The sequence below is a fragment of the Streptomyces sp. NBC_01537 genome (genome assembly GCF_045040445.1).
Classification (GTDB): domain Bacteria; phylum Actinomycetota; class Actinomycetes; order Streptomycetales; family Streptomycetaceae; genus Actinacidiphila.
Genome location: NZ_CP109392.1, coordinates 8,966,237 through 8,987,979, shown reverse-complemented (window position 1 = coordinate 8,987,979; position 21,743 = coordinate 8,966,237). Strand labels below are relative to the sequence as shown.

Here is a 21,743-nt window from a genome sequence, read left to right as displayed (position 1 = left end):
TGATCCGTGTCCCACAGAGGGCCTGCCATCCCGGCGAGTTCGCTACACTCCCGATGAGCACGCGCAACGTATCCCTCGGCGAACGGCGGCGGGCCGTTCACCAAGGCGCAGATCTGGTTCCCAAAGGCCACCTGTGGGAGGGCATCTCGGTGCCCACGCCACTGGTGCTCCGCCCCCGACAGACGTGACTTGATGTGCCCTGCCTTGCACCGATCATTCAACGACGATTTCAAATCGTTCTTCAATTGCTGCACATTCGGCAATGCGACCAGCGTGTCGATATGAGACCGCCAAGTTCCCATAGGCGTTTACTGTAACAAAATGATCAGGCCCTAGCAGGCGTTCACAGGCATCCGCCACCTGTTCTTCGATGGAAATCGCCTCAACGAGCCGCCCGGCCTCCCAATAACTGGTGGCCAGATTGCCGCGCGCCAGGAGCGCTTGCGGATGCCCATTTTCAAATATCTCCTCAAATGCGATAGCAATCCGTTCCTGGATTTCAATCGCCTCACTGACACGTCCGGTCCGACGGTAGACGACAGCGAGGTTCGCGTAGGAAATGAGGCATTCAGGGTGATCCTCCCCGAACGTGTGCCCATACTCGTGGGCGACATGCTCCATCAATGCAATACCATCGTCAATACGGCCAGCGGCGCAATAGGAGCGGGCCAGGGCCGCTCGGGTATTGAGGGTTTCAGCGTGATCGGGGCCTAGCAGCCGTTCGCGAGCATCGGCGACTCGCTCTTCGATGGCGATCGACTCTTCCAGACACCCCGCAGCCTGGTAGGAAGATGCCAAGTTTAGACACGCAATGAGTGTGTCAGGATGATCTACACCCAATACTTGATCAAATTCGGTGACAGTTTGTTCCAGCAATTCGATGGCATCGTGATTACGTCCCGCCCGGTAGAAATTCGCACCAAGGTTGCTGCGGGCGAGCAGGGTCGCAGGGGCGCGCGAGCCCAGGCCGAGTGCGGATTTCTCGGCAACCGATTCCAAGATTTTGATTGCAGGATCGAGGTGCCCCACGTGACCGTAAGCTGCAGCAAGATTATTGAGACAGTTGAGGAATTCCGACGAATCACTCCCATACAGCCTCTCCACCTTTACGGCGTTGCACTCCAGTAGCTCGATAGCCTTGTCGCCATTTCCGGCATTCCGGTAGGAAACTGCGAGATTTCCGATCGCCATGAGAGTGTCTGGGTGATTGCGACCCAATCGCCGCTTGTATTTATTGGCGACTTGTCGATGGATATCGACGGCCTCATCGGGAAGACCCGCTCGCCAGAATGCGGTAGCCAGCTTGCCCCGCACTGCCAGTGTCGTGAGATCGTTTTTCCCCAGCGATTGCTCGCACTGGCTGGCGAGGCGGCGCCAGTAATCGAGTGCGGCGGGATACAGGCCAGCCTCAAGAAGGCTGGCTCCGTACCGGTACAGCAGAGGGTGGACGATGGCTGACCACCTTGGGACCTCGACACAGTTCGACAGAGTGTCGACATTGGCTCGTAGGACAGCCCCCAGGTCGGGGGCCAGGTGATCCTCCTCCGGCCACACCTCCAGCAGTGCGTACGCAGTGGCCATCACGATGGGAGGTAGCTCCGTTGCGCGGACGGTTTCCCGGGCCGCGCGCGCGGTCAGGGCGTGCAGCCGCACTGATCGGTGTCCGCCTTCAGGATCGTCGACGAGCAGCCCGAAGCGGTGAAGCAGTCGCAGCGTTGATTGGGCTTCGTCCGGGCTGACCGCCGCATTCAGCGATTGCGACGTGGTGGCCCGGTGAGCACTCAGGTACTTGGTAACCGCAGTGCTCGTCCATAGTGTCCTGGGGTGGCCGGCAGGGTCGAGATAGGCGGCCAGACGGATGGCGGGGAGCGCTAACCCTGTGGGGTCGGATGAGTTGGCCGCGTCCAGTGACAGCAGCAGAGCCGCAGCGACATGCCGTCCATAGCCCTCGGTGTCGGCCTGAGGCGGCAGAAGTTCCTCCAGCCGGGGTCCTTGACCGGTGAGACGTCGCAGGTAATCCGTGCAGCACACCGCCTCATTGATCATGTAGGCGGTGGCGTAGGACAGCGCCAGCGGCAGGTGGCCTAGTTCTTCGACGAGGAGATCCGCCTGGCCGTCCAGAAGGTGGGCAGCACCACCGGTAGAGAGACGGCCGCGGAGATAGGCTCTGGCTTCGTCTGGTGCATAAGGCTCGACGGCGACGACGGTCCGGTTTCCACCAGACAGGATGGCCTCGCGACGCCGCGTCGTAACGAGCGCCCGCCCTCTGTCCGCGGAGGGGGATCGCGGCCACCACGAGCCCATCGCAGCGGGGTCAGTGATGTCGTCAAGGACAAGAAGCCACGACCGGGGCGTGGTGGCCAGCCAGTCCAGAAAGGCGATGGCATCGCTCTCGGCGTCCTGACCCGAGGTGCCTGGAGCCTGAACACGTTGCGCGGCCCAGGCATACTGGGCAATCACCCGTTCAGGTTCGGCAGCACTCACCCACACCACGAGGTCGACGTCCTTGACAAGGGCCTCGCGGGCAATGGCAGCGGCTAGCTGCGACTTGCCCACCCCACCGCCCCCGGTCAACACGATTGTGTTGCGACTGGTCCAGGCATGGTCGATGCGATGACGTACATCCGTTCGGGGCTGAAGGGCGGTAGCCGGAAGAGGCAACGTGCCCACCTGTATCGGCCAGCTCGCCGGTCTTTGGAGAGGTGGCACTGTGATGTTGAGCGTGTCGATCGTCATGTAGCCAGTGTTGGCAATACCGCCCGCCCCAGCGGCGGCATTCCCGGTGTTGTGGATCCATGCCGCTGGCGGAGCGGGCGGGGAGCCGGACGTACCCGTTGCAGGTCCGCGATAGCCGGTCGCCGCTCTCCCACCATCTCGGGCGTGGGCGTCACCCGTGTTCGTGACCCTCACGAAGGGAGTCTGGCTCGTTGAGTCGCGCTTATCGCGGTCAGCTCCAGGGCTGGGCGCGCGACGACGCAACGGCCACTTCTTCACACAGGTCCCCTTCTCCCAGGAGCAACCGGAGAGTCAGCTGTAGTCGATACCCGTACTGGCACTACTTCCCGCGCCCTGTGCCGTGGCGTTCCCGGTTTGCGTTGCGTGAGCCGAACCGTTGCCTGCTCCGCCGGGGCGCCGTACACCGGTTTGGGCGCTGCCACCGAGTGAACTCTCGGCTGTCCCGGTCTCTGCGGCCACGTCAGCTGGGCCTGCTGCCTGAGCGGCTTGCTGACACACCGTCCAGACCAGACCTGCGATGCCCGTGGCGGCCTGGATGGATGCGCCCACCAATTCGCCGGTATCGGGCCCATCGAGCAACCAGACCAATGGTGTTGACACGATGACGGCCACCGTGAGCACGACTGCTGCAATCTTCCATCGGTGCGGCATTCGGCCTCCCCCACACGTGAGCCGCCTGCCTTGGCGTGCCCGTACTTAAGTATCGCCAGTCCTCAGCATCACATCGTGACGTAGGACGCACCGGACACGCATGAAAGACCTGAGCGACACGCCGTGTTGCTGACGCTGGCGCCCGCACGGTGAGCCACTCAGCAACCAAAAGCAGGTATCACACGGTGTCGCTCGGTCATCCTTCCTGGGCCGCCAGCTCCTGGGCATCGGCGAGGACCTGGGCGAGTCGCCGGCGCACGGGCCTCTCGTACAGGAGGTGCAGACCGAGGATCAGTGTCGGCGGCATCGTCCGGTATCTGAACCATCGAGGGTGTCGCGGTGGTGCAGTCCCCTCGGCGTTGTTGCACATGGTGCAAAGGAGGCCACGGACAAGGCCGGACTCATGGCAGTGGTCGATCACCGTCTCGGCGTGAAACGGGTGCCCACACCCGGCACATCGGCCCGCCTGCCAGGCGACAAGCAGTTCGAGAGGGTCCTGGTCGGGCAAGGGCACGGTCCTCGGGTACGACCAGGAATGGCAGGCGGGTGGTTGAGCGTCCCAGAGCCTTCGTTCCACCTGCTGCTCAACCGTCATCTGGACGCATCCCCCGGTGACGTCGCGGAAGTACGCGCGCGGGTAGTCGACCGTGTCTTGCCATTCCTCGTCGTCGAGGTGGCGTGCGCACCCAGCAAGGCCAGGCAGCGGCCACGACTGGCATCGCCGGACCCCATCGCTCAAGGGCCGCCCGCACCGGACCTCGCCAGGACGTAGCCCGGCGGCTCGCTGCTCCCGTCTGATCCGTGCAACCAGAGCGAGGTGTCGGGCTCGCTCCGGTGTCATCTTCGGCTCGCGAGGGGCAGGGACCGTCGTATGTAAGCTCATCCGGGCGACTCCTGAGGCAACGGCAATGGTGCTGCGGTCATCCCACCACGCACCACTGACAGCCCGAGCCGCGAGCCTTCCCGGATCCCAAGACAGAGCCTGCAGCCGCTGGCCAGGTCGCCCGTGCCGTGGTGGCCGAGCCGCGTCACATCCCGGGTGAAGCCGGGAACAAGATCGACCGTCATCGGGTCGGCCTTGAGGTAGACGAGGAGCTTGGTCTGCTGCGGCGGGCAGACGCAGGCGAAGTTCCGCAGCCGCTGGTAGACCCTGCCCTGCTCCACCAGTTCAAACGCCTCGCCCTCCGATGGGAAACGCCGAAGCGAGCTCCACGACGCGTTCATATCCGGGGCCCGGACCCGAGGCGATAGATTTGGGTGCTTGCTCGACGCCGTGCCAAGGTCGCCGGTGATGCTGACGAGGAGTGAAGGGAACGTGGGCCGAATGCACCAGGCAGCCGACGAGGAAGCCCTCGCGGAGTTGGCCGCCGCTTCTGCGAACTTCGGCTTCCTGCTGCCGCTGGAGCCCCTCCTGCTGCTGTACGGCGCGGGTGCCGAGGCCGACGCGCACGCCCGCCCGGAACGGTCCCTCGCCCAAGTCCGGCAGTTCGCGGAGGTGCTGGCCGCGGAGTCCTCCCGGATGCTCGGCCCGGAGCCCGTCGACGGCCCGGTGCACCGCGCAATAACCGAACTGCGCCGCTCCAGCGACCCCGCGCCTGACAGCCAGGCTGGACCAGACGACCGATCCCTTGCCCGGCGTCTCGTACTGCGCTGCTTCGACCTGGGCGTCTGGTACTTCCGGCTGCGGACCGGAGTGTGTGACCCGCTCTCCTTCGTCCCGCCGACCGAATGGGACGACACCCCGGCGGGCTCACAGCACCGGCAGGTTACCGTGGGTGAGCCTGTGACCGAACTGGCCACCTGGGTCGCGCAGCTCGACGAGTACGTCCCTGTGCTGCGGCGGACCTTCGACCGGCGGGCGCCCGCGGAGACGGCCACCCGTGCGTCCCTGAAGGCACGGGCGGCCCTCCTGGAGGCGGAGTGGCGGATCGCGGACCTGCTGACCGAGGCGGGATGGACTGTAGGAGACGATCCGGACGCGCGGCACGAGCCGCTGCCACGGGGAGTCGCGGTACGGGGCGCGGCGCAGCCGGGCGACGCGGCAGGACCGGGCTACGTGCTCCACGTTGACGGCCGACCGGTGGGCACCGTCATGGTGCGGCCGCGCAGCGAGGATCTGTGGGCGGCGATAGCGCGTGCCCGCGGGAGCGACACCACTTCGGCGGCGTCCGCGGAGCGGCGCATGCCCTACACCTACGCCGCCGACGGCGTCCGGGTGCTGTTCCGAAACGGGGACGACCCCGAACCGCGCCCTCGGGAGGTCTTCTCCTTCCATAAGCCGGACACCGTGGCCCGCTGGCTGCGCGAGGCCGTGGCCGACCCCCAGGCGCCGACGTTTCAGGGCCGCGTGCGGCACCGTCTTCCGGACCTTGGTGATGACGGTTACCCCCAGGACTCCCTCCGGCCTGTGCAGCACGACGCGGTGCGGGCGTTCGAGAGCTCGCTACGCCGGGGCGAGCGCCGGGCCATGGTCCAGATCGCCACGGGGGGCGGCCGGACGGTCACGGCCGCCACCGCAGCCCACCGCCTGCTGCGGCACGCCCGGGCCCGCCGGATCCTCTTTCTGGTCGACCGGGTGGAGCTCGAAAGGCAGGCGCTGGCGACCTTCGCGGCGTACTCCGGCCCCGGCGAGGACGGCCGGAAGTTCACCGAGTCGTACCGGGTGGAGCGGCTGGGCCCGGACACCGTGCCGTCCCAAGGGGTCGTCGTGAGCACCGTGCAGCGGCTCCTCAGCGCCCTATCTTGGGGCGACCCGACTTCCGGGGTCCGCTACCGGCCAGATCTGCCCCCCGAGTGCTTCGACCTCGTCATCGCCGACGACTGCCACCGGTCCGTCTCCCCTCAATGGCGTGCGCTGTTCGACTACTTCGACGCCCCGGTGCTCGGTCTGACGGCCACCCCGACGGACCGGGCGCTGGAGGTCTTCCAGGGCAATCTGGTCAGCTCCTACACCTTCGAGGACGCCGTCGCCGACGACCGGGCCGTGGGCGTCACCGTCTACAGCGTCGGCACTCTCTCCACGCGACCGGAGTGGACGGCCGACACACTGGAGGAGGGGTTCGGCCCCGACGCGGAGGAGAGCCCTGGGCACCGTCGCTCCGTGGTGAGCGGCAGGGCGCTCCACGCCGTGCTGACAGCGTTCAAGGAGGGGCTGTCGTCGATGTTCCCCGAGCGGGCGGGGCTCGGTTCCGGGGACATGGCTCTGCCCAAGACCGTCATCTACGCGGCCGACGACCGTCACGCGGACGAGGTGGTCGACGCGGTGCGCGCGGTGTTCGGGCAGGGGTCCGGCTTCTGCCGGAAGGTCACGCTCAAGGGCGGATCACCGTACCGGTGGCTCGCGGAGTTCCGTAACACCGTCGAACTGCGGGTCGTCGTCGTGGTGGGCCTGGTGCTCGCCGGCACGGACACCGCCCCCGTTGAATGCGTGCTGTTCTTGCGGGATGTCAAGTCCGTGAACCGCTACTTCCAGATGATCGCGGTCGGGACGCGCCCCATCGCGTCGGCGGGATTGCGGGCGGTCACCCCTGGCGCGTCGGCCAAGACCCAGTGCGTGGTCGTGGATCCGTTCGACGTCACTCGACACCATGCCGGTTGGTCTTCCATGACGCGGAAGCGGGGGCGAGGGAAGGACGCGTACGAGGCACCGGCGACGATCCACGACGCCGAGGTCATGGAGCGCTGGCGGTCCTTCCTCCGGGCGGGGAACGGCCCGGCGCGGCAGCTGATCGCCGACCCGCAGATCCTGACCGAGGCGGAGGTCAGCAGGCTTCGCTCATGGGCCGAGTCCCTGGCGCGGCCGCCGCATGACCTGACGGCGGAGCAGATCTGGAGCGCCTACGAACGTGCCGGTGTCACCGTGTCGGATCCCCGCCGACCGCGGACGCCGAAGGGTCCCATGGATCTCCTCGCCCTCGTCCGGTACGAAGCGGACCTGGAGCCGCGCCCGCGCCCCTACCGCGACCAGGTCCTCGACCGGCTCGACGTGTGGATCGACCACCAGGAGCGCCGGGGACGGTCCTTCGACCCCGACCAGCGCTGGTGGATGGAGCACATCGCGGACGGCAAGGCTGCCGACGGGCATTTCGCCGCCGCGTCCCTGGATGCCGTTCCCTTCACCCTCCGGGGCGGCACGTCGGGCTTCCTTCGCGCCTTCGGCGAGCAAGGCGCGGTTCGCCTGCTGGACGAGCTGCGGAGCGTTCTCGCGTGAGCGCGGGGCTGCCGCTCGGCTGGACCGACGTGTCGCTGGGCGAGTTGCTGCGCGAGCCGTTGGCGGCAGGCCGGTCCGGTTCACCCGTCCTGGGAGGGGTGCCCGTCCTCCGCCTGCCCGCGCTACGGTCTTCGACAGTCGACCTCACGGAGTCCCGGGAGGGCCCATGGGCCACGGCGACTGAAGCGGCACAGCGTCTGATCCGGCCGGGCGACATCCTGATAAGTCGCAACGGCGGACCCGGGGCACGGATCGGGCGGGCGGCTCTGGTCCGGGAGATCACCGGCCCCATCACATACCCCGCCACCATGGTGCGGGTGCGGGTCGACGAGCGTCTGATCGACCCCGAGTACCTAGTGCTGTCATGGGAGTCCCGTGCCGTACGGCGCCAGATAGAGTCGTCAGTCCGCCAAGGATCCGGCCTGCACCACATCGCGCTACGGGACCTGGAACGCGTGCGGCTGCCGCTGCCCCCGCACGCCGAACAGGAGCGAATCAAAAGCTCCCTCGCCTTCTGGCTCGCCCGGGTCGACGGGGAGGAAGCCGCCGTCCGCGACACGCTGCGGCGGATGGAAAACCTCCGCTCCCTCGTAATCGACCACGGCGTCGTCGGCCGCACCGCGCCCGGGCCACACGCAGACCCGGAGCCCTCCACCACCACCGTCGCGCACCGAGCGCCCCTGCCCGCCATCCCCGCGGGATGGCGGTGGGTTCTCCTCGGCGAATTGGCCGAGGTAGCGCGGGGGCCCATGGCGGACAATCGGCGCACCGAGGAACGGCACGGGGTCGAGGTGGGCTCTCTGCGCCCGGCCGAGTTGCGGGGCGAGCGGTGGACACACGAAGGGATGCCGACGGTGCGGCTGGACGCCCACACGGCGGAGGCGAACCGGCTGAGACCCGGGGACGTCCTGTTCGTGTTGAGCGGACAGCCCGACAGCCTCGGCCTCGGCCGGGTGTGGGAGCAGGACTCCTCCCACCGCATGTACGTGCCGAACCACCACGTGGCACGGGTCCGCATGGCCGGGGACGCCCTGCACCCCCGACTGCTCGCCCTCTACGCGAACGGGGTCGGCCGACGACGGCTGCGGAACACTGCAAGGATCACGGCCGGCGTCGCCTCCCTGGGGCTCGATCAGCTGCGACAGACCCCCGTCCCCGTACCCCCGCTCTCCGAACAGGGCGCCCTCCTCGCCTCCTTGGAAGCGTGGGACGGCGGACTTACCTTCGTCACGGCCTCGGCCGAGGAAGCCCTGGCGATGGCAGACCGCCTGCGCGACGGCTGCCGGGAGCAGGCCTTCGCGGGCAGGCTGCCCTACGGCGCCGCGCCAAACAGCGAGAACGACGCACGACCCGAGGGAGCAGTGACCGTGCCGCAGACAACGCCCGCCAGACGGCCTGTCGACCAACCTTCCGAGGTCCAGCGCCGCGCCGAGCAGCTCTGGTCCTCCTTCCCTCTGCTGAGCGACGACGGTCTCACGGCCCTGGAGTACGTCGAGCAGGTGGCGTATCTCCTCTGCCTCAAAGTGGCGCAAGAGTTGCGGCGCAGGCCCCTCAACCGTGTCGATGTCCTGGGGCGCGACGCCTGGGACGAGCTCGCTCTGCGCGAGGGCACGGCACTGATCCGGTACTACGGCACGCTCCTGGCGGAGTTGGGCGAGCACGGCGGCGTGATCGGCCGGATTTTCCACAAGGCCCGCAACCCCCTGCGCCGCCCGATGCACCTCCAGAACCTGGTCCAGCAGGTCGGGGAGGAGCTCGCCTGGTGGGACGAACGGCCGGAGTGGCGCGCCCCGGTCTTCGACGCGTTCCTCGCCTCGTCCGGTCAGCGCCACCGCAGTGGCGCGGGCCAGTTCTTTACCCACCGGGGTCTGGTCGACGCCATCGTCGCGTGCACGCGTCCGACCGTCGAGGACACGATCGTGGACCCGGCCGCGGGCACCGGCGGATTCCTGGTGCGGTCCTTCGAACACATCGCCCGGCACCTTCCGCCGGGCGTCTCCCCCACCCAGCGGAAGGAGCTGTCCCACGGCGCGATCCGGGGGACGGAACTGGTGGCCGCGACGGCGCGTCTCGCCACCGTGAACCTATTGCTGCACGGCGTCGAGCGCCTCGATGGTGACCGGGCGGCCATCGAGGTACGGGACTCCCTCGCCGTGAGTCCCGGCCGCCGGCTGGCAACCCTCGTTCTCACCGATCCTCCCCTTGGGCAGCGGCGCTCGACTATCCCGTCCACCGGCGCGCCTGGCCTACAGGGCGAGGAGGAGGACCTCGCCATCACCAGGCCGGACTTCTGGGCGACCACTGGCCACCAACAGCTCGACTTCCTGCAGCACGTCTACACCCTGCTGGAGATCGGCGGCCGGGCCGCAGTCGTCGTACCGGACGGGGTCCTGTTCCGTGGGGGTGCTGGGGAACTTGTACGGAAGCAATTGCTGAAACAGTGCGACGTGCACACCCTCCTCCGCCTACCTGTCGGGGTCTCCGGAGCCTCTTCGGGAGTCAAGCTCAACGTCCTGTTCTTCGAGAAGGCCGCGGCCCGGCCCGACGGATCGCCGGCCACCCGCCGTCTCTGGGTCTACGACCTGCGGACCGGACGCTCGACCGCCGCTGACGCCGAGGCTTCCATGAGCTCCGGCCTCGACGCGTTCGTGGCCGCGTACCGGCCGGGGCACCCGCCCAACACCCGCGCCGCATCGCTGGTGTTCAAGCCCTACTCCGTGGACGCGCTCCTCGCCAGGCCCGGCGTCAGCCTCGACGTCGGCGCCGACCTGCGCGAGGAGGAGACGAGGGACACCCTCGAGCCGCACCTGATTGCCCAGCAGATCTCCGGGCGGCTAGAGGACGCGTGGCGACGGTTCTCCAGGCTCGCGGAGGAGCTCACGCCGGCGAGCGACGCCCGTACGTTCCGGTCCGGCTGAGGGGGATCCGATGCAGCTGCTGCAGCTGAGGCTGCCCGACTACCGCGGCCTGCGGGATTTCACCCTTGACCTGGAAGACGCCGTCGACAAGGGGCAGGCCATCGCGGTACTGATCGGCGCCAACGGAGGCGGGAAGTCCCGGGTCCTGCACGCGCTCGCAGAACTCTTCGGGGCCCTCTACCGCTGCGCTCTCGGCCACTCGGGCCGTTCGGACTTCGGATACGAGGTGCGCTACCGGCTCCGCGACACAACCGTCGACATCGTGCAGCCGTCCGCCGAAGCGGAACCGGTCATGTGGGTGACGGACGCCGCCGGATCGCGCGACGAGACACCGCATCACGACTGGCTCCACCATCTTCCCGACCACGTCTTCGGGTACCAGGTGCACGGTAGGGTCCCTTGGGGCGCCGAGTTCGAACGGCACGTGCACTTCGCCGAAGCGGAGCTGGCCGCGTGGCGCGAGCAGTGGACGGAGTCCTGGTTCGCCTGGCAGGACCGGCCGGAGAACGAGGACGGAGTGTGGTCGGAACAGCTGGAGCTGCCGATCGCGTGCCCGCTGTTCACCCCCGGATTCCTCTGCACGCCCGACTGGCTCTCCTTGGTCCTACTCTCCCTGGCCACCCAATGGGCGGACGTCTTCGGCGACCACCTCAGGGAACAGGCCCAGGTGGACGGAGTGGTGTCCGCCACGCTGCACCTACGCGCCCCCGCGTCCATGGGAGAAGAGGTGTCGGCCCTGCCGTACTGGGGCCTGGGCGGGCCGCCGCGCGCCCTGTTCGCCGAGGCGGCGGTGTCCGGCCGCTTCGGACCGGTGCCGGAATCGGACCCCCTGTACAGCGCGGGCACCCCCGACGACGGGTTCGCCCTCACCATGAGCAGCCCCGAGGACGTGCTCGCCTTCCGCAACCTCTTCGACAGCGACCTGTCGATGTTCGGGCTCCTATCCACCCTCCAGATGGCCGGCTACCTGACCGTCGACGTGCGCGTCCGTAAGGCGGACGGCGCCGTCGTCCGGGCGGACCAACTGAGCTCCGGAGAACAGCAGATCCTCACCGTCCTCGGTCTGCTGCGGCTACAGCGGGGCCAGGAGTCCCTTTTCCTGCTGGACGAACCCGACGCGCACTTCCACCCCGAGTGGAGCCGACGCTGGTACTCGTCCGTTCAGAGGATGCTCGGCGATGGACAGCGCTCGCAGTTCATCGCCGCCACCCACGAGCCGCTCCTCGTCTCGAACATGCTGCGGCGGCAGATCCGGGTGCTCGACACGGACGCCGAGGGACGGACCACGGCGCTCGTCCCGGACACCGCCCCGCGCGGCCAGGGGGCCGGCGGGCTGCTCACCTCGGACCTGTTCCGCCTCCGGAGCCAACTCGACGAACACACCCAGGACCTGATCGACACCCAGTACCGTCTCATACCAGTGGCCGAGGACGACCCCGAGGCCCGCCGGGAACTCCAGGAGGTGACCGACCGGCTCGACGGACTGGGCTTCGCCACGGGGCGCCGCGATGAGGTGCTCTCCTCCTTCCTGGCGGAACTGCACCGGCGACGCACGGCACTCATCGAACGGGCCCGGAACGGAACTGTGACGGGCGAGGAGCTCGAAGCGACCGCACACGTGCTCTTCGACGAGCGCTTCTCCCGGGGGGTCTGATCCCGGTGCGCCATGTAGACCTCACCGGACTCACCGCGCCGCAGAAATGGGCGGACCGGGCCGCCAAGGAACTCGAGAAGCTCCACGAGGACGCGGAGGACGCGGACAAGGAGCTCGTCTTCCGCGAGTTGTGGCGGGAGGACGCAATCCGCGACCGGCTGATCGCCCTCATCGGGGAGAAGTGCTGGTACTGCGAAACCAGGTTCGTCCGTTCGCCCTTCCACGTCGACCACTACCGGCCGAAGTCCGTCGTCGTCGGCGAGGCCGAGCGCCGAGGGTACTGGTGGCTCGCCTACGACCCCGCCAACTACCGTCTCGCCTGCCACCACTGCAACAGCGGCGGTGCCCGCTACGGCAATAAGAGCGCCGGAGCGGGCAAAGGAGCCCGCTTCCCCCTACTCGGGCCACGCGCGTCGGAGGGCGAGAGCCTGGACGGCGAACTGCCGGTGCTGCTTGATCCCGTGGTGGCCGAGGACGCCGAACTCGTGGGGTTCGACAGGCAGGGCCACGCTCGGCGGAGGCCCGAGCGGCCGTACTCCGACGACGAGGTGACACGGGACCTCTGCCGGGTGGACGAGACCGTCCGCATGCTCGCGCTCAACTCCGACCTGCTCACCGAGAGCAGGTCCAGCTTGATCGACAGGGTGGTCGGACTCGTCCAGCTATACCTCACCAGCGGAGGCAACGCCGGTGTGGCGCTGTACGCCCGCAACGAGATCGACGGCCTGACCCGGACGACCGCCGAGTGGAGCGCGGCGGCTGCGGCGGCCGAACGCCTGGCCCTCCTCGCCCACGACCGCTCGGGAGACGACGCGCCCCCTGAGGGAGGGGCGAGGGCCGACGTCGACGCAGGCGCGAACGGCGGAGCCGAGCCCTTGGCGACCACGGCGGCGGGCCACCGCGTCGACCTGCGGAACCTGGTAGCCTCCTTGCCCCCCGAGGCGTTCCCCGCGGGCGGGATCGCGCTGACGGGGCGGGGGAAGCGGGGCCCGGCCAGGGCGACCCTGCTGGAGGACGGCAGGATCATCTGCTTCCAGCGGCCCTTGAACACCCCCACGTCCGCGGCGCGGATGGCGACCGGCGACGACCAGGTGGACGGATGGACCTTCTGGTCGTTGACGGTGGACGGCACGACACGAACGCTCGCCGACCTGCGCGACTCCCTGATCGCCCAGAACGGCTGACCGGCGGTCGCCCCCAGGGGCAAGTCGCGTCTCATCGCCTCCGACCTGTGGTCCCTCGGCATCCTCCCGTACGTGGCCGACCCGACTTTGCCGCCGTTCCGCTCCGGCGTCTCCATTCGAGTCGGGGCGGTTCATCATCCGGCTGGGTGTCTGTATCCCCGGCACCATATTCTGGGCAGACTCCCCCATTTGCCGGAACCCTCACACCGTGCTGGACTGGGAACAACGGAAGCAACCAGTCGAGGCCACTAGCCAACTGGCACGGCAGGCCGTAGAGCTGCCTTCCAGATCCTTACGTCCCAGACCGGACGGAGTGTTATGTCTCCGAACGGAAACGCCTCCTCCATGTTCACCTTTGGACGACTGCCTCAACGAAGGGCAGGACAGCGGCGGAGTTCGTGGGCTCGGTTGCGGATTCAAATTTTTAGTGCTGCGGTGACTATTGCGTTCACCCTTACCATCCCCCTTGCCGGTGCCCCATCCGCAAGGCCCATGAAGGATTCTGGGCATGGTGCTGGTCCCATTGATTTCGCTGTTGCCGTTGATGCCTCGCCCAGTGTGTCGGCCGACGCTCTGCAAGAGGAGAAAGAAGCAACCACTCTTCTCACCCAGGGTGAAATATCAACTGACTCCCGTGGCATGGTCCTCGCATTCGGAGGAGCAGACGAATCTGGTAACGCAGCGGTGGATGAAGCCTGCCCCTTGACCAGACTTGACGCCGCTGGCAGGCAAGACATGGGGGACTGCGTTAGGAGTCTCAACCGAGAGAAGATCGGCGCAGGAACTGATTTCCCTTCCGTGATCCGTCAGACATCCAACCGGCTCACCAAAGATTCCTCACGTGGCACGCCTAAGATCATGTTCCTACTCACCGATGGGAAGCTCGACGTCCGCGACGACCCAGCGTACGGTCCGGATCCTTCTAGGCGACAGGCCAACGGTGAGAAAGCTTTGACCGACGCTCTGGAAAAAGCGAGGTCGGGAGGAGTCCAAGTCTGGCCGCTAGGATTCGGAAAAGCCGTGGAGAAAAAGGCTCTCAATGCCATGACAAGCGGAGGATACCAGCACGCGTGCGCTGGCCTACCAGAGGCTGCACCTCACGCTCGCACCGTGAACAGTTCCGCCGACGTCGACACGGCACTCCTCCAGACGTTTGCCGGCGCCCGGTGCGCTCATCTGACCGAGGGAACCAGTAGGCGACCATCTGGTGACCTGCATGTCACGCTTCCCTCCATTGCCACGAGCGCGGCAATCATAGTGATCAAGCGCGATCCCACGGTCAGCGTGAATTACTCCGATCCGCAGGGCACGAATATACCTCGCAACCAAGTGAGCGGACTGCAGAACACAGTGGCGGGACTGCAGGTCCGCCAGCCCCCCGCGCCGGGTAACTGGACCGCACATATCACCGCGCCTCCCGGCCACCGCGACCAAACGGCCACCGTTGGCGCGATCTGGCAAGGCGTCGTTCAATCCTATTTCGACGTACAGAGAAGCGCAAAGAGGGGCGAAAGAGTTCCGGTACACGTGCAGCTTCAAAATCAGCAAGGAGTTCCGGTAACCAACCTACCGCAGGCGTACGGTGGACAAGTAAGCGTCCGGCTTACTGGCCAAAGTATATCACCAAGGCTTTCCCATCTGGGGGACACAGGACGGGACCCAGACAGTAAGTCCGGGGATGGCCAATTTAGCGGTTACGTGAATATACCGAGCAGCGCCAAGGGGACGCTGAACATTACGAGCACGGTAATCGCTCCAGGAATTACTGGCGATTCCCGGCCAGCCACCATAGTAATAGGTCTCCCATCACCCCTCACAGCTGCTGGGGCGCTTGACCAGCAGACCGTCCGACCGGGCGGAACCGTTTCCGGAACTGTGCGGACTACTAACATTGACAGCAAGCCACATGAGCTGCGCCTCATATTGCAGGACTCAAACAAAGCCGTCCCCACGCAGATCAGCCCGGTGACCGTGTCTGTGCCAGCTGGCAGTTCACAGGAATTTCATAAATTCAAGATTTCTATCAGCGACAGAGCACCCGAGGATCAGATGGTCGGCGGGCAAGTCATCGTCATCGACAGTACAGACGGGAACAAGAAACTCGCAACCGTATTCGTCGACACGGAAGTGATAGGGCCTCCTCCCCCTCCTCCGTGGGCCCTCATCGCCGCGCTTTGCGGGGCCGGGATACTACTCGTTCTATTCTCGTGGGATCGCTACCGCAGATGGATAAATCCGGCAGGGCTGCAGCTAGCTCTATACGACAAAGACGAGGAGAAGGTGCTTTCTACTTCGCAGCCAGTTCAGCACGGCCGTAAGGGGCCTTACTTCTTCTCCATCATCGGGGACAAGATAAAGCCCGGGCGCGACGAAAAAGAGTCCTATCGGATTCACCGCTGGCTACCCAAAGGTCGGCTCAAGATCAAGAACCCGAGCGGAGAAAATCGAGAGATTCACGAGGGTCAACAATACGATATCGGCAGTAGGAGCCTCATCCCGTCTTATTGGATTCGCCGAGACGATAAACCTGGTGAATCGGAGAACTTCTAGCGCGTGATACCCGGCAAGCCGAACGGGAGAAGATGGAAATGGAAACGACTATGAAGATCAATCAGCCGATGCTGTTCGTGGGCTTGGGAGGCACTGGCTGCCTCATCGGGGCCGAAGTCGAGCAGACACTCCGCGCGGAGTTGTGCGGGCCTGATGGTGCGAGACTGGTGAATGGGAGCGGCCGATCGCGGTTTCAACTTCCCGAGTGCCTGCAGTTCGTATATGCCGACTTCAACGAGGCCGAGCTCAATAGGCTTCCATACCGGCGGGTGGATCGCTCGCTGAGAACAGCGTACGGCCACACCTCCCACGCCACTCCAGGACTGCTTCCTCCATACGATAGTTCGCCCGACCTTACACGCATGCTGCGGGTAGCCCTGCATGACGATGTACAGGAATGGCTCCCGCCGAGCGACCATGAGCCGCGGGTTGCACCGCTCTACCACGGTGCCGGCCAGCTACCGACTGTGGCTCGCGCGGCTCTTTTCTCCACCCTGCGAAGGGGGCCCGAACCGGTCCTTGCCCCCGTTCGTCAGGCTGTCGACAAAATTAGTCGCTCCATAGGAGACTTGCGTGATCTTGGCGGTCGCCAACTGCGCGGCTGCGACGTATTCGTGGCCTTCTCCTTGGCAGGCGGAACGGGAACGGGTCTCTTCTACGACTACATGCACTTGGTCCGGCAGGCATTCGACACGGCGGGATTCCCAGGAGTCAGCATCTATCCGCTAGTCATCATGCCGTCTGCATTTCTGCCAGAATCTGGAGGCGGGCGGGAGGCGGAACTGAACGCCGCCCGGGCAGTGGTGGACTTGTCCCACCTGATCGATGAGCAGAACGTGCCCACCGTTGAGCTCGATATCACAGAAGCTGGCCAACAGGGAACACTAAGCGTCAAGTACCCTGAAATGGGACGCCTGCATCTCCGGCCCTCAACGCTGCAGACCGCGTTCCTTTTCACCCGAACTGCAGGAATTCGACCGGACGACCTGCGACGCTCCATCGTTTCCATGGTGCTGTCGCTCATAGGCACAGAGACTGGCGGAGAGAAAACCGGATCTAGCGGAACAGACAACGAATCGTCATCATTCGCCGCTAGTTTCGTCAACAGAGGGATACACCGCGCCGCTCGTGCCGCATCTGGAATCGGGCAGAGGGGCCTATCAACCAGCCTGGCGGCTTCGATAACGGTCCCGACGGACGAGCTCGCAGAGCTCATCGCAGGCCGGCTGCTATGTGAGGCGGTAGAAGACCTCACTGGCAGCGCAAGCCGTAGAGGTGAAAATAACGAACTTTATGTTCAGGGCATGTTCTCCGACTCGGGAATCAAAGACCTGTGGGACCGCCGCCTATCGGAGGATCCACCGCAGCCCCACGAGATCCCGAAGGGAAAGAATGCGATCACCCAGGATCTCAGAAACCGCCTCGGGACCATGACGGATCAACTCTCGCGCATGGACAGCAAACTCGACCAGAAAGTGACAGCTCTCGCCGAAGATTTCAACCCGAGGAAGGGTGTGCAGGAGCTACTCAAGCAGGTCGACCCTTTCCGCGCGCAGCGCGTCGTAACAGGAATCACGGGGCATCCAGATCGCGTAGCCGCTGCAGGATTCGAAGGGATGCTCACTAACAGGGCTGATACCCCAGAGAGGCCGAGGCAAGCAAGCGGTGCAGAATGGGACGTCGAGTCTCCGCCCAATGTTCCTCAGGTCAAGAGGCGCTACGGTGGGCTCGTCCAGGTCCACTGGACGGATCCAGAGGTATCCCCGGCAGTAGAGCACCAAGACAAGTGGTACACGTGGCAAGGACGCTCTCTTTGGCACAAGCACTGGAGAGAGCACACCACCGTGTGGAAAGCGGCACTAAAACGGGCGAGGTCCGATGTGGACGAGCTGGTCCGGGCATTCAGTGCGTACATCGACGAAGGCTCGAAGACCCTGCAAGACAGGCAGACCGAGCTATACAGAGACGACCGCACAGGCGTGACCTATCTCCTTCCCCCCCGAGAGTCCTTCGACGCCTTCTACGAGGACCTCAAGGGCAAACTGCTCCAGGAGGACGGACTTCCGGCCGAGAAAGGCGTGGCCAGGCTGCTCGAGCGGATGTTCGTCGGCGACAAGTGGGACCACGTCACCGACAGGCCCCCTCGGGAAGCTGTGAACTCAGCGAAACGCCTCTTTGAACAGCGGGTCAAGAAGCTGTTCTACGCTACCGGCGCACCCGGAGACCGCCCATTGCTCCCGTCGCTCGGAACACTGCTCACCAGCGCAGCACACGGCGAAAAGGTGTCAGAAGTCGCTGGCGGTCAATGGCTGGACGTCGACCGATTCCGCACACAGTTGGCGGGACTGCTCCCCGCTGGGTTCGTCCCCGAGGGCGGAGGCCCCCTGAAGACTCTCATCGTCTACCCGCAGACCGATGAGCAGGAATTGGCGCAGCAGTTCCTGAAGGAGGAGCTGCAGCTGCCCAGCGAAGGCAGCCCCGAGTTCCATTCGGCGGCGACGGACTCCATCACAGTGGTTCTGTTCCGCAGCGAGATGGGTGTGACAGAGGTACCCGAGGCACGGCGGGTGTTGCGGCTGTGGGCCCAAACGCGCGATAACGAGGATCCGGCAAGTCTCCTAGCCTGGCGCCAAAGGACCGGCTACCGGGACAGGAACTGGCCGATCGCAACAGTGGCCGACCAGCAGTACATCCTGCACCGCATTCTGTCCGCGGTGTGGAACGGCCAAGTCGAACCTGTGGGCGACCCCAAGTCTCCCGACAGCCTCCGCATCGTGCTGCGGCCCCAAGGCGCAGCCACCATGACCCTCCAGTTGAAGCAGTACCCCAACCGCGTCTCCAGTTGGTCAGGGCTGATGCGTGCGTACGAGGACTGGACGCTGCTGGATGCTGGCTCGATCACTGAGGAAATGTGCAGCCTCCTGACGGGCACCCATGCACAGACGCCCGAGCCGTCTCCGCTCTTCCTGCATCTGGTCCGGGACATAGCACCGCAGCAGAGGCTGCTTCTTGAAGACATGTCACAGGACGGACACGGCGACGCAGAGGACTGGGTAGGTCCGCTACGGGCCTTCTGGGAACGGCACCTGGAAGCCGCCGTGCGTATGGGCTTTCCCTGGCAGCAACTTGCCGACGGATCTGCCCCACAGACTGCCGAAGTGGCGGCCGAAACCCACATCCCGGGAGATGGTGCTGCCGACTCCCACGGTGCCCTCCAAGAGAGAGAGTCCAAGTTGGCCACGCACTCTGATGGGTCGAGAGGAGCAGATGCATCCGCGGCGGCAAACGGCCGTCAGGCGGCCACAGGTTCAACAGCAGGCCACGGAGCCACCGGTATGGCAGCGGTCGGGGCGGCCGTGGGCGGCCAGGGCAGAGCCGGTAGCGTCTTTACCTACTGCCAGTCACCCCCCCAACTGCGGTCCCTGCATCCCAACAGCGGCCCCGCCATCGGCGGGACCGAGGTCCTAGTGACCGGAAGTGGCTTCACCACTGACACCGTCATGCTGCTCGCCGGTAAACCCGTCCCGACAACCGTGCTGGACGAGACGACGATGCGGTTCCGGACGAGCCCGGGCGTCCCCGGGCCTGCCACGGTGAGCGCGACGGACGGCGAACAGACCAGCAATCCGGTCACCTTCACGTTCCTCAGGGAACCGAGTGTCACCAGCATGAGTCCCGAGGCTGTTCCCTCCTCCGGCGGCACGGAAGTGACCGTTACAGGTACGGGTCTGATAGGAGTCTCGGCGATCGACATGGACGGGGCCACGCCCAAAATCGTCACCCACTCAGACAGCACGCTCACTTTCACCGCACCTGATCACGAAGTGGGTCGTGTACCTGCCAGCCTCATCGGCCCTGACGCTGTCCGAACTCTCGCCGGCGTTCTCACCTACATCCCTCCTGCTCCACGGGTAACAAACCTGGCTCCCAATGAGGGCACCACGACCGGTGGCACTCATGTGACCATCAGCGGCAAAGACCTTGGGAGCGTGCGCGCGGTCACCTTCGCCGCCACCCCCGCGGCCGCGGTCACCAGAGTGGACCACCAGACGATCATTGCCGTCGCTCCACCGACCACCTCTGCTGGCATCGTGCCCATCACCGTCAGCAGCCTGGGGGGATCGGACACAGCGGAGTACCGGTACCTGCCGGTGCCGGTAATCTCCGGAATCGAGCCATCTAGCGGCCCGATCAAGGGGGGTACCACAGTAACCCTCCACGGCACAGGCTTTAGCGGCGCAACCGCCGTGACCTTCGGCGGCCTCGGAGGTAGGGATCTCCACGTCATCGACGACAACACGATCACAGCGGAAGCTCCCCCGCGCGTGGCTGGCACGGTCGAAGTCGCCGTCACCACACCCAACGGGACCTCGGCGTCTGCCCCCTCCAGCTACTACGGCTTCCTCCCCGCAGCTGGAACGCTGTAGCGAAAGGTGCTCAGGGCATGAACGAAACATCTGGGACCGTGCAACCGCTTCCGTCCAAGGTTTCACACAAGCCGCCCCACCCGCGGTGTTCCGCCTTCTGCGGGCTGTCACGGGAACACCTTGCCGAGCTTGTCACCGAACTCGCGCCGCTGTGGGAGGCGCGATGCGAGGCCGGACGCCGCCGGCGGCACCGCGACGACCGACTGCTGGTCACCCCCTGGCCCACCTGCGCACCGGTTTGACCCACGACGCCCTCGGCGTGATCTCCTAGGTCGGGTCCTCCACGATCGGCCGGGCAATCGGCGAGATCAGGCCGCTTGCTGGCCGAACGCGGGTTCGCCGTCCCGCAATGACCAGGGCTGCGCCTGCGCACCCTGGCCGACGTGTTCGCCTACGCCGAGGCCGAAAGCGTCACATTGCACATAGACGGCACCGAACCCCAGGCCCGTCGGCCGAAGGCCGGACGCCCCGGACGGGCCGCCTTCGTCTCCGGCAAGCGCAAGCAGAACACGATCAAGACCACCACCTCAGCTACGGCCAAGGACTCAACCTGTGGTGCAGGGCGGCGCGGCCGGGGCCGGGCCGGATCCACGACCAGACCGCGATGCGCAACAAGGGCATCGCTGAACAGTTCCGGCTCTTCCCACGCCTGAAAGCCGACGGCGACGAAGGCTACCGGGGGACTTGTCGGCGGCTTCCCCGACCAGGTGAGCGCTCGCCCCGCAAGCCAAAGAACCTCGGCGAAGGAGCAATCACCGAAACAGTACGGTCGGCGGCAGGCCAAACACCGCCAGTGCTCCCAGCGGATCCCCGTCGAACACGCAAATGCCCGAACTGCGTCAATGGCGCCCCTTGCAGCGCTGGACAGGACGCCGCCAGGACCACGCCGAGACACACTGTGCGATCGCCGGCCTGGTCTCTGACCGCGCCGCCAAACGAGCCGCCCGCCACCGGCCCAGCACCGAACTCGAGCCCACGTCACTGCCGGACAACGCTCGTTGAGGCACTCGAAGCGGCGCACCACCAGCTCGATCACCCCCGAGGGGAGCGTCGGCAAGACGGCGTACGTACCGGCCGTGCACTCGCCAGGACGGTATTCCGCACCCTGGGCATCTCGCCGACCCGGAGCAGGAACGCGCACGAAACGTGACCACCTCAGCCGCACGCTCGATCGACTCGACAACAACTCCGGCCAAATGCGCCAGCAACCGCCCCAAACCCCCTGAACCGCACACCTGGTAGATGCCCAGCTCAACCCGCCAGCATCACAAGATCCCCGACAGAGCCGAATTGCGTGATCGCTGACACCTGGCTCGGCTCACAGCGAACCTTCCGCCTGGGTGCTGAGGACAGCAACCCCAGGCGTCTTCGTTAGGCACCTCGTCTATACGGACTTCTCGTCCCCGGGCGCGG

General features: G+C 66.0%; 8 protein-coding genes and 2 pseudogenes. 6 read left to right on the top strand and 4 right to left on the bottom strand.

What is annotated here, in order from left to right:
* Positions 1-213: 213 nt before the first annotated feature.
* The 3 genes and pseudogenes from fxsT to OG607_RS41165 form a co-directional block, all read right to left on the bottom strand.
* Positions 214-2,736: an FxSxx-COOH system tetratricopeptide repeat protein gene (gene fxsT, locus OG607_RS41175; RefSeq protein ID WP_405734796.1), complete on the bottom strand. Its 2,523-nt coding sequence runs from the start codon at positions 2,734-2,736 to the stop codon at positions 214-216.
* Between the two features lie 1,006 nt (positions 2,737-3,742).
* Positions 3,743-3,982: pseudogene (locus OG607_RS41170) on the bottom strand (endonuclease domain-containing protein); the annotation flags it as partial.
* A 401-nt stretch (positions 3,983-4,383) separates the two neighbouring features.
* Positions 4,384-4,548: pseudogene (locus tag OG607_RS41165) on the bottom strand (transporter); the annotation flags it as partial.
* A 163-nt stretch (positions 4,549-4,711) separates the two neighbouring features.
* Between OG607_RS41165 and OG607_RS41160 the strand changes: the two are divergent.
* The 6 genes from OG607_RS41160 (at position 4,712) to OG607_RS41135 (ending at position 20,330) form a co-directional block, all read left to right on the top strand.
* Positions 4,712-7,597: a DEAD/DEAH box helicase family protein gene (locus OG607_RS41160; RefSeq protein WP_405737408.1), complete on the top strand. Its 2,886-nt coding sequence runs from the start codon at positions 4,712-4,714 to the stop codon at positions 7,595-7,597.
* Positions 7,594-10,515, top strand: a complete 2,922-nt coding sequence (locus tag OG607_RS41155) for an N-6 DNA methylase (RefSeq protein WP_405734794.1) — start codon at positions 7,594-7,596, stop codon at positions 10,513-10,515. The genes OG607_RS41160 and OG607_RS41155 overlap by 4 nt, the downstream gene beginning before the upstream one ends.
* A gap of 10 nt (positions 10,516-10,525) precedes the next feature.
* Entirely contained in the window at positions 10,526-12,169 is a 1,644-nt protein-coding gene (locus tag OG607_RS41150; RefSeq protein WP_405734792.1) for an AAA family ATPase, read from the top strand.
* Positions 12,170-12,174: 5 nt separating this feature from the next.
* Entirely contained in the window at positions 12,175-13,353 is a 1,179-nt protein-coding gene (locus tag OG607_RS41145) for an HNH endonuclease (protein ID WP_405734790.1), read from the top strand.
* Between the two features lie 492 nt (positions 13,354-13,845).
* Positions 13,846-15,903: a VWA domain-containing protein gene (locus tag OG607_RS41140; protein ID WP_405734788.1), complete on the top strand. Its 2,058-nt coding sequence runs from the start codon at positions 13,846-13,848 to the stop codon at positions 15,901-15,903.
* Between the two features lie 50 nt (positions 15,904-15,953).
* On the top strand, positions 15,954-20,330 hold the full coding sequence (locus OG607_RS41135) for a tubulin-like doman-containing protein (RefSeq protein WP_405734786.1): 4,377 nt from the start codon (positions 15,954-15,956) through the stop codon (positions 20,328-20,330).
* Between the two features lie 839 nt (positions 20,331-21,169).
* Here OG607_RS41135 and OG607_RS41130 read toward each other — a convergent pair.
* Positions 21,170-21,484 carry a transposase family protein gene (locus OG607_RS41130; protein ID WP_405737406.1) on the bottom strand — a complete coding sequence of 105 codons (315 nt, stop codon included), beginning with the start codon at positions 21,482-21,484 and terminating at the stop codon, positions 21,170-21,172.
* Between the last annotated feature and the right edge of the window lie 259 nt (positions 21,485-21,743).

Excerpts from the sequence above, each read along its gene's own strand:
- fxsT (WP_405734796.1), bottom strand. The coding sequence starts at position 2,736 with ATGACGATCGACACGCTCAACATCACAGTGCCACCTCTCCAAAGACCG.
- OG607_RS41160 (WP_405737408.1), top strand. The coding sequence starts at position 4,712 with ATGCACCAGGCAGCCGACGAGGAAGCCCTCGCGGAGTTGGCCGCCGCT.
- OG607_RS41150 (WP_405734792.1), top strand. The coding sequence starts at position 10,526 with ATGCAGCTGCTGCAGCTGAGGCTGCCCGACTACCGCGGCCTGCGGGAT.
- OG607_RS41140 (WP_405734788.1), top strand. The coding sequence starts at position 13,846 with ATGAAGGATTCTGGGCATGGTGCTGGTCCCATTGATTTCGCTGTTGCC.
- OG607_RS41135 (WP_405734786.1), top strand. The coding sequence starts at position 15,954 with ATGAAGATCAATCAGCCGATGCTGTTCGTGGGCTTGGGAGGCACTGGC.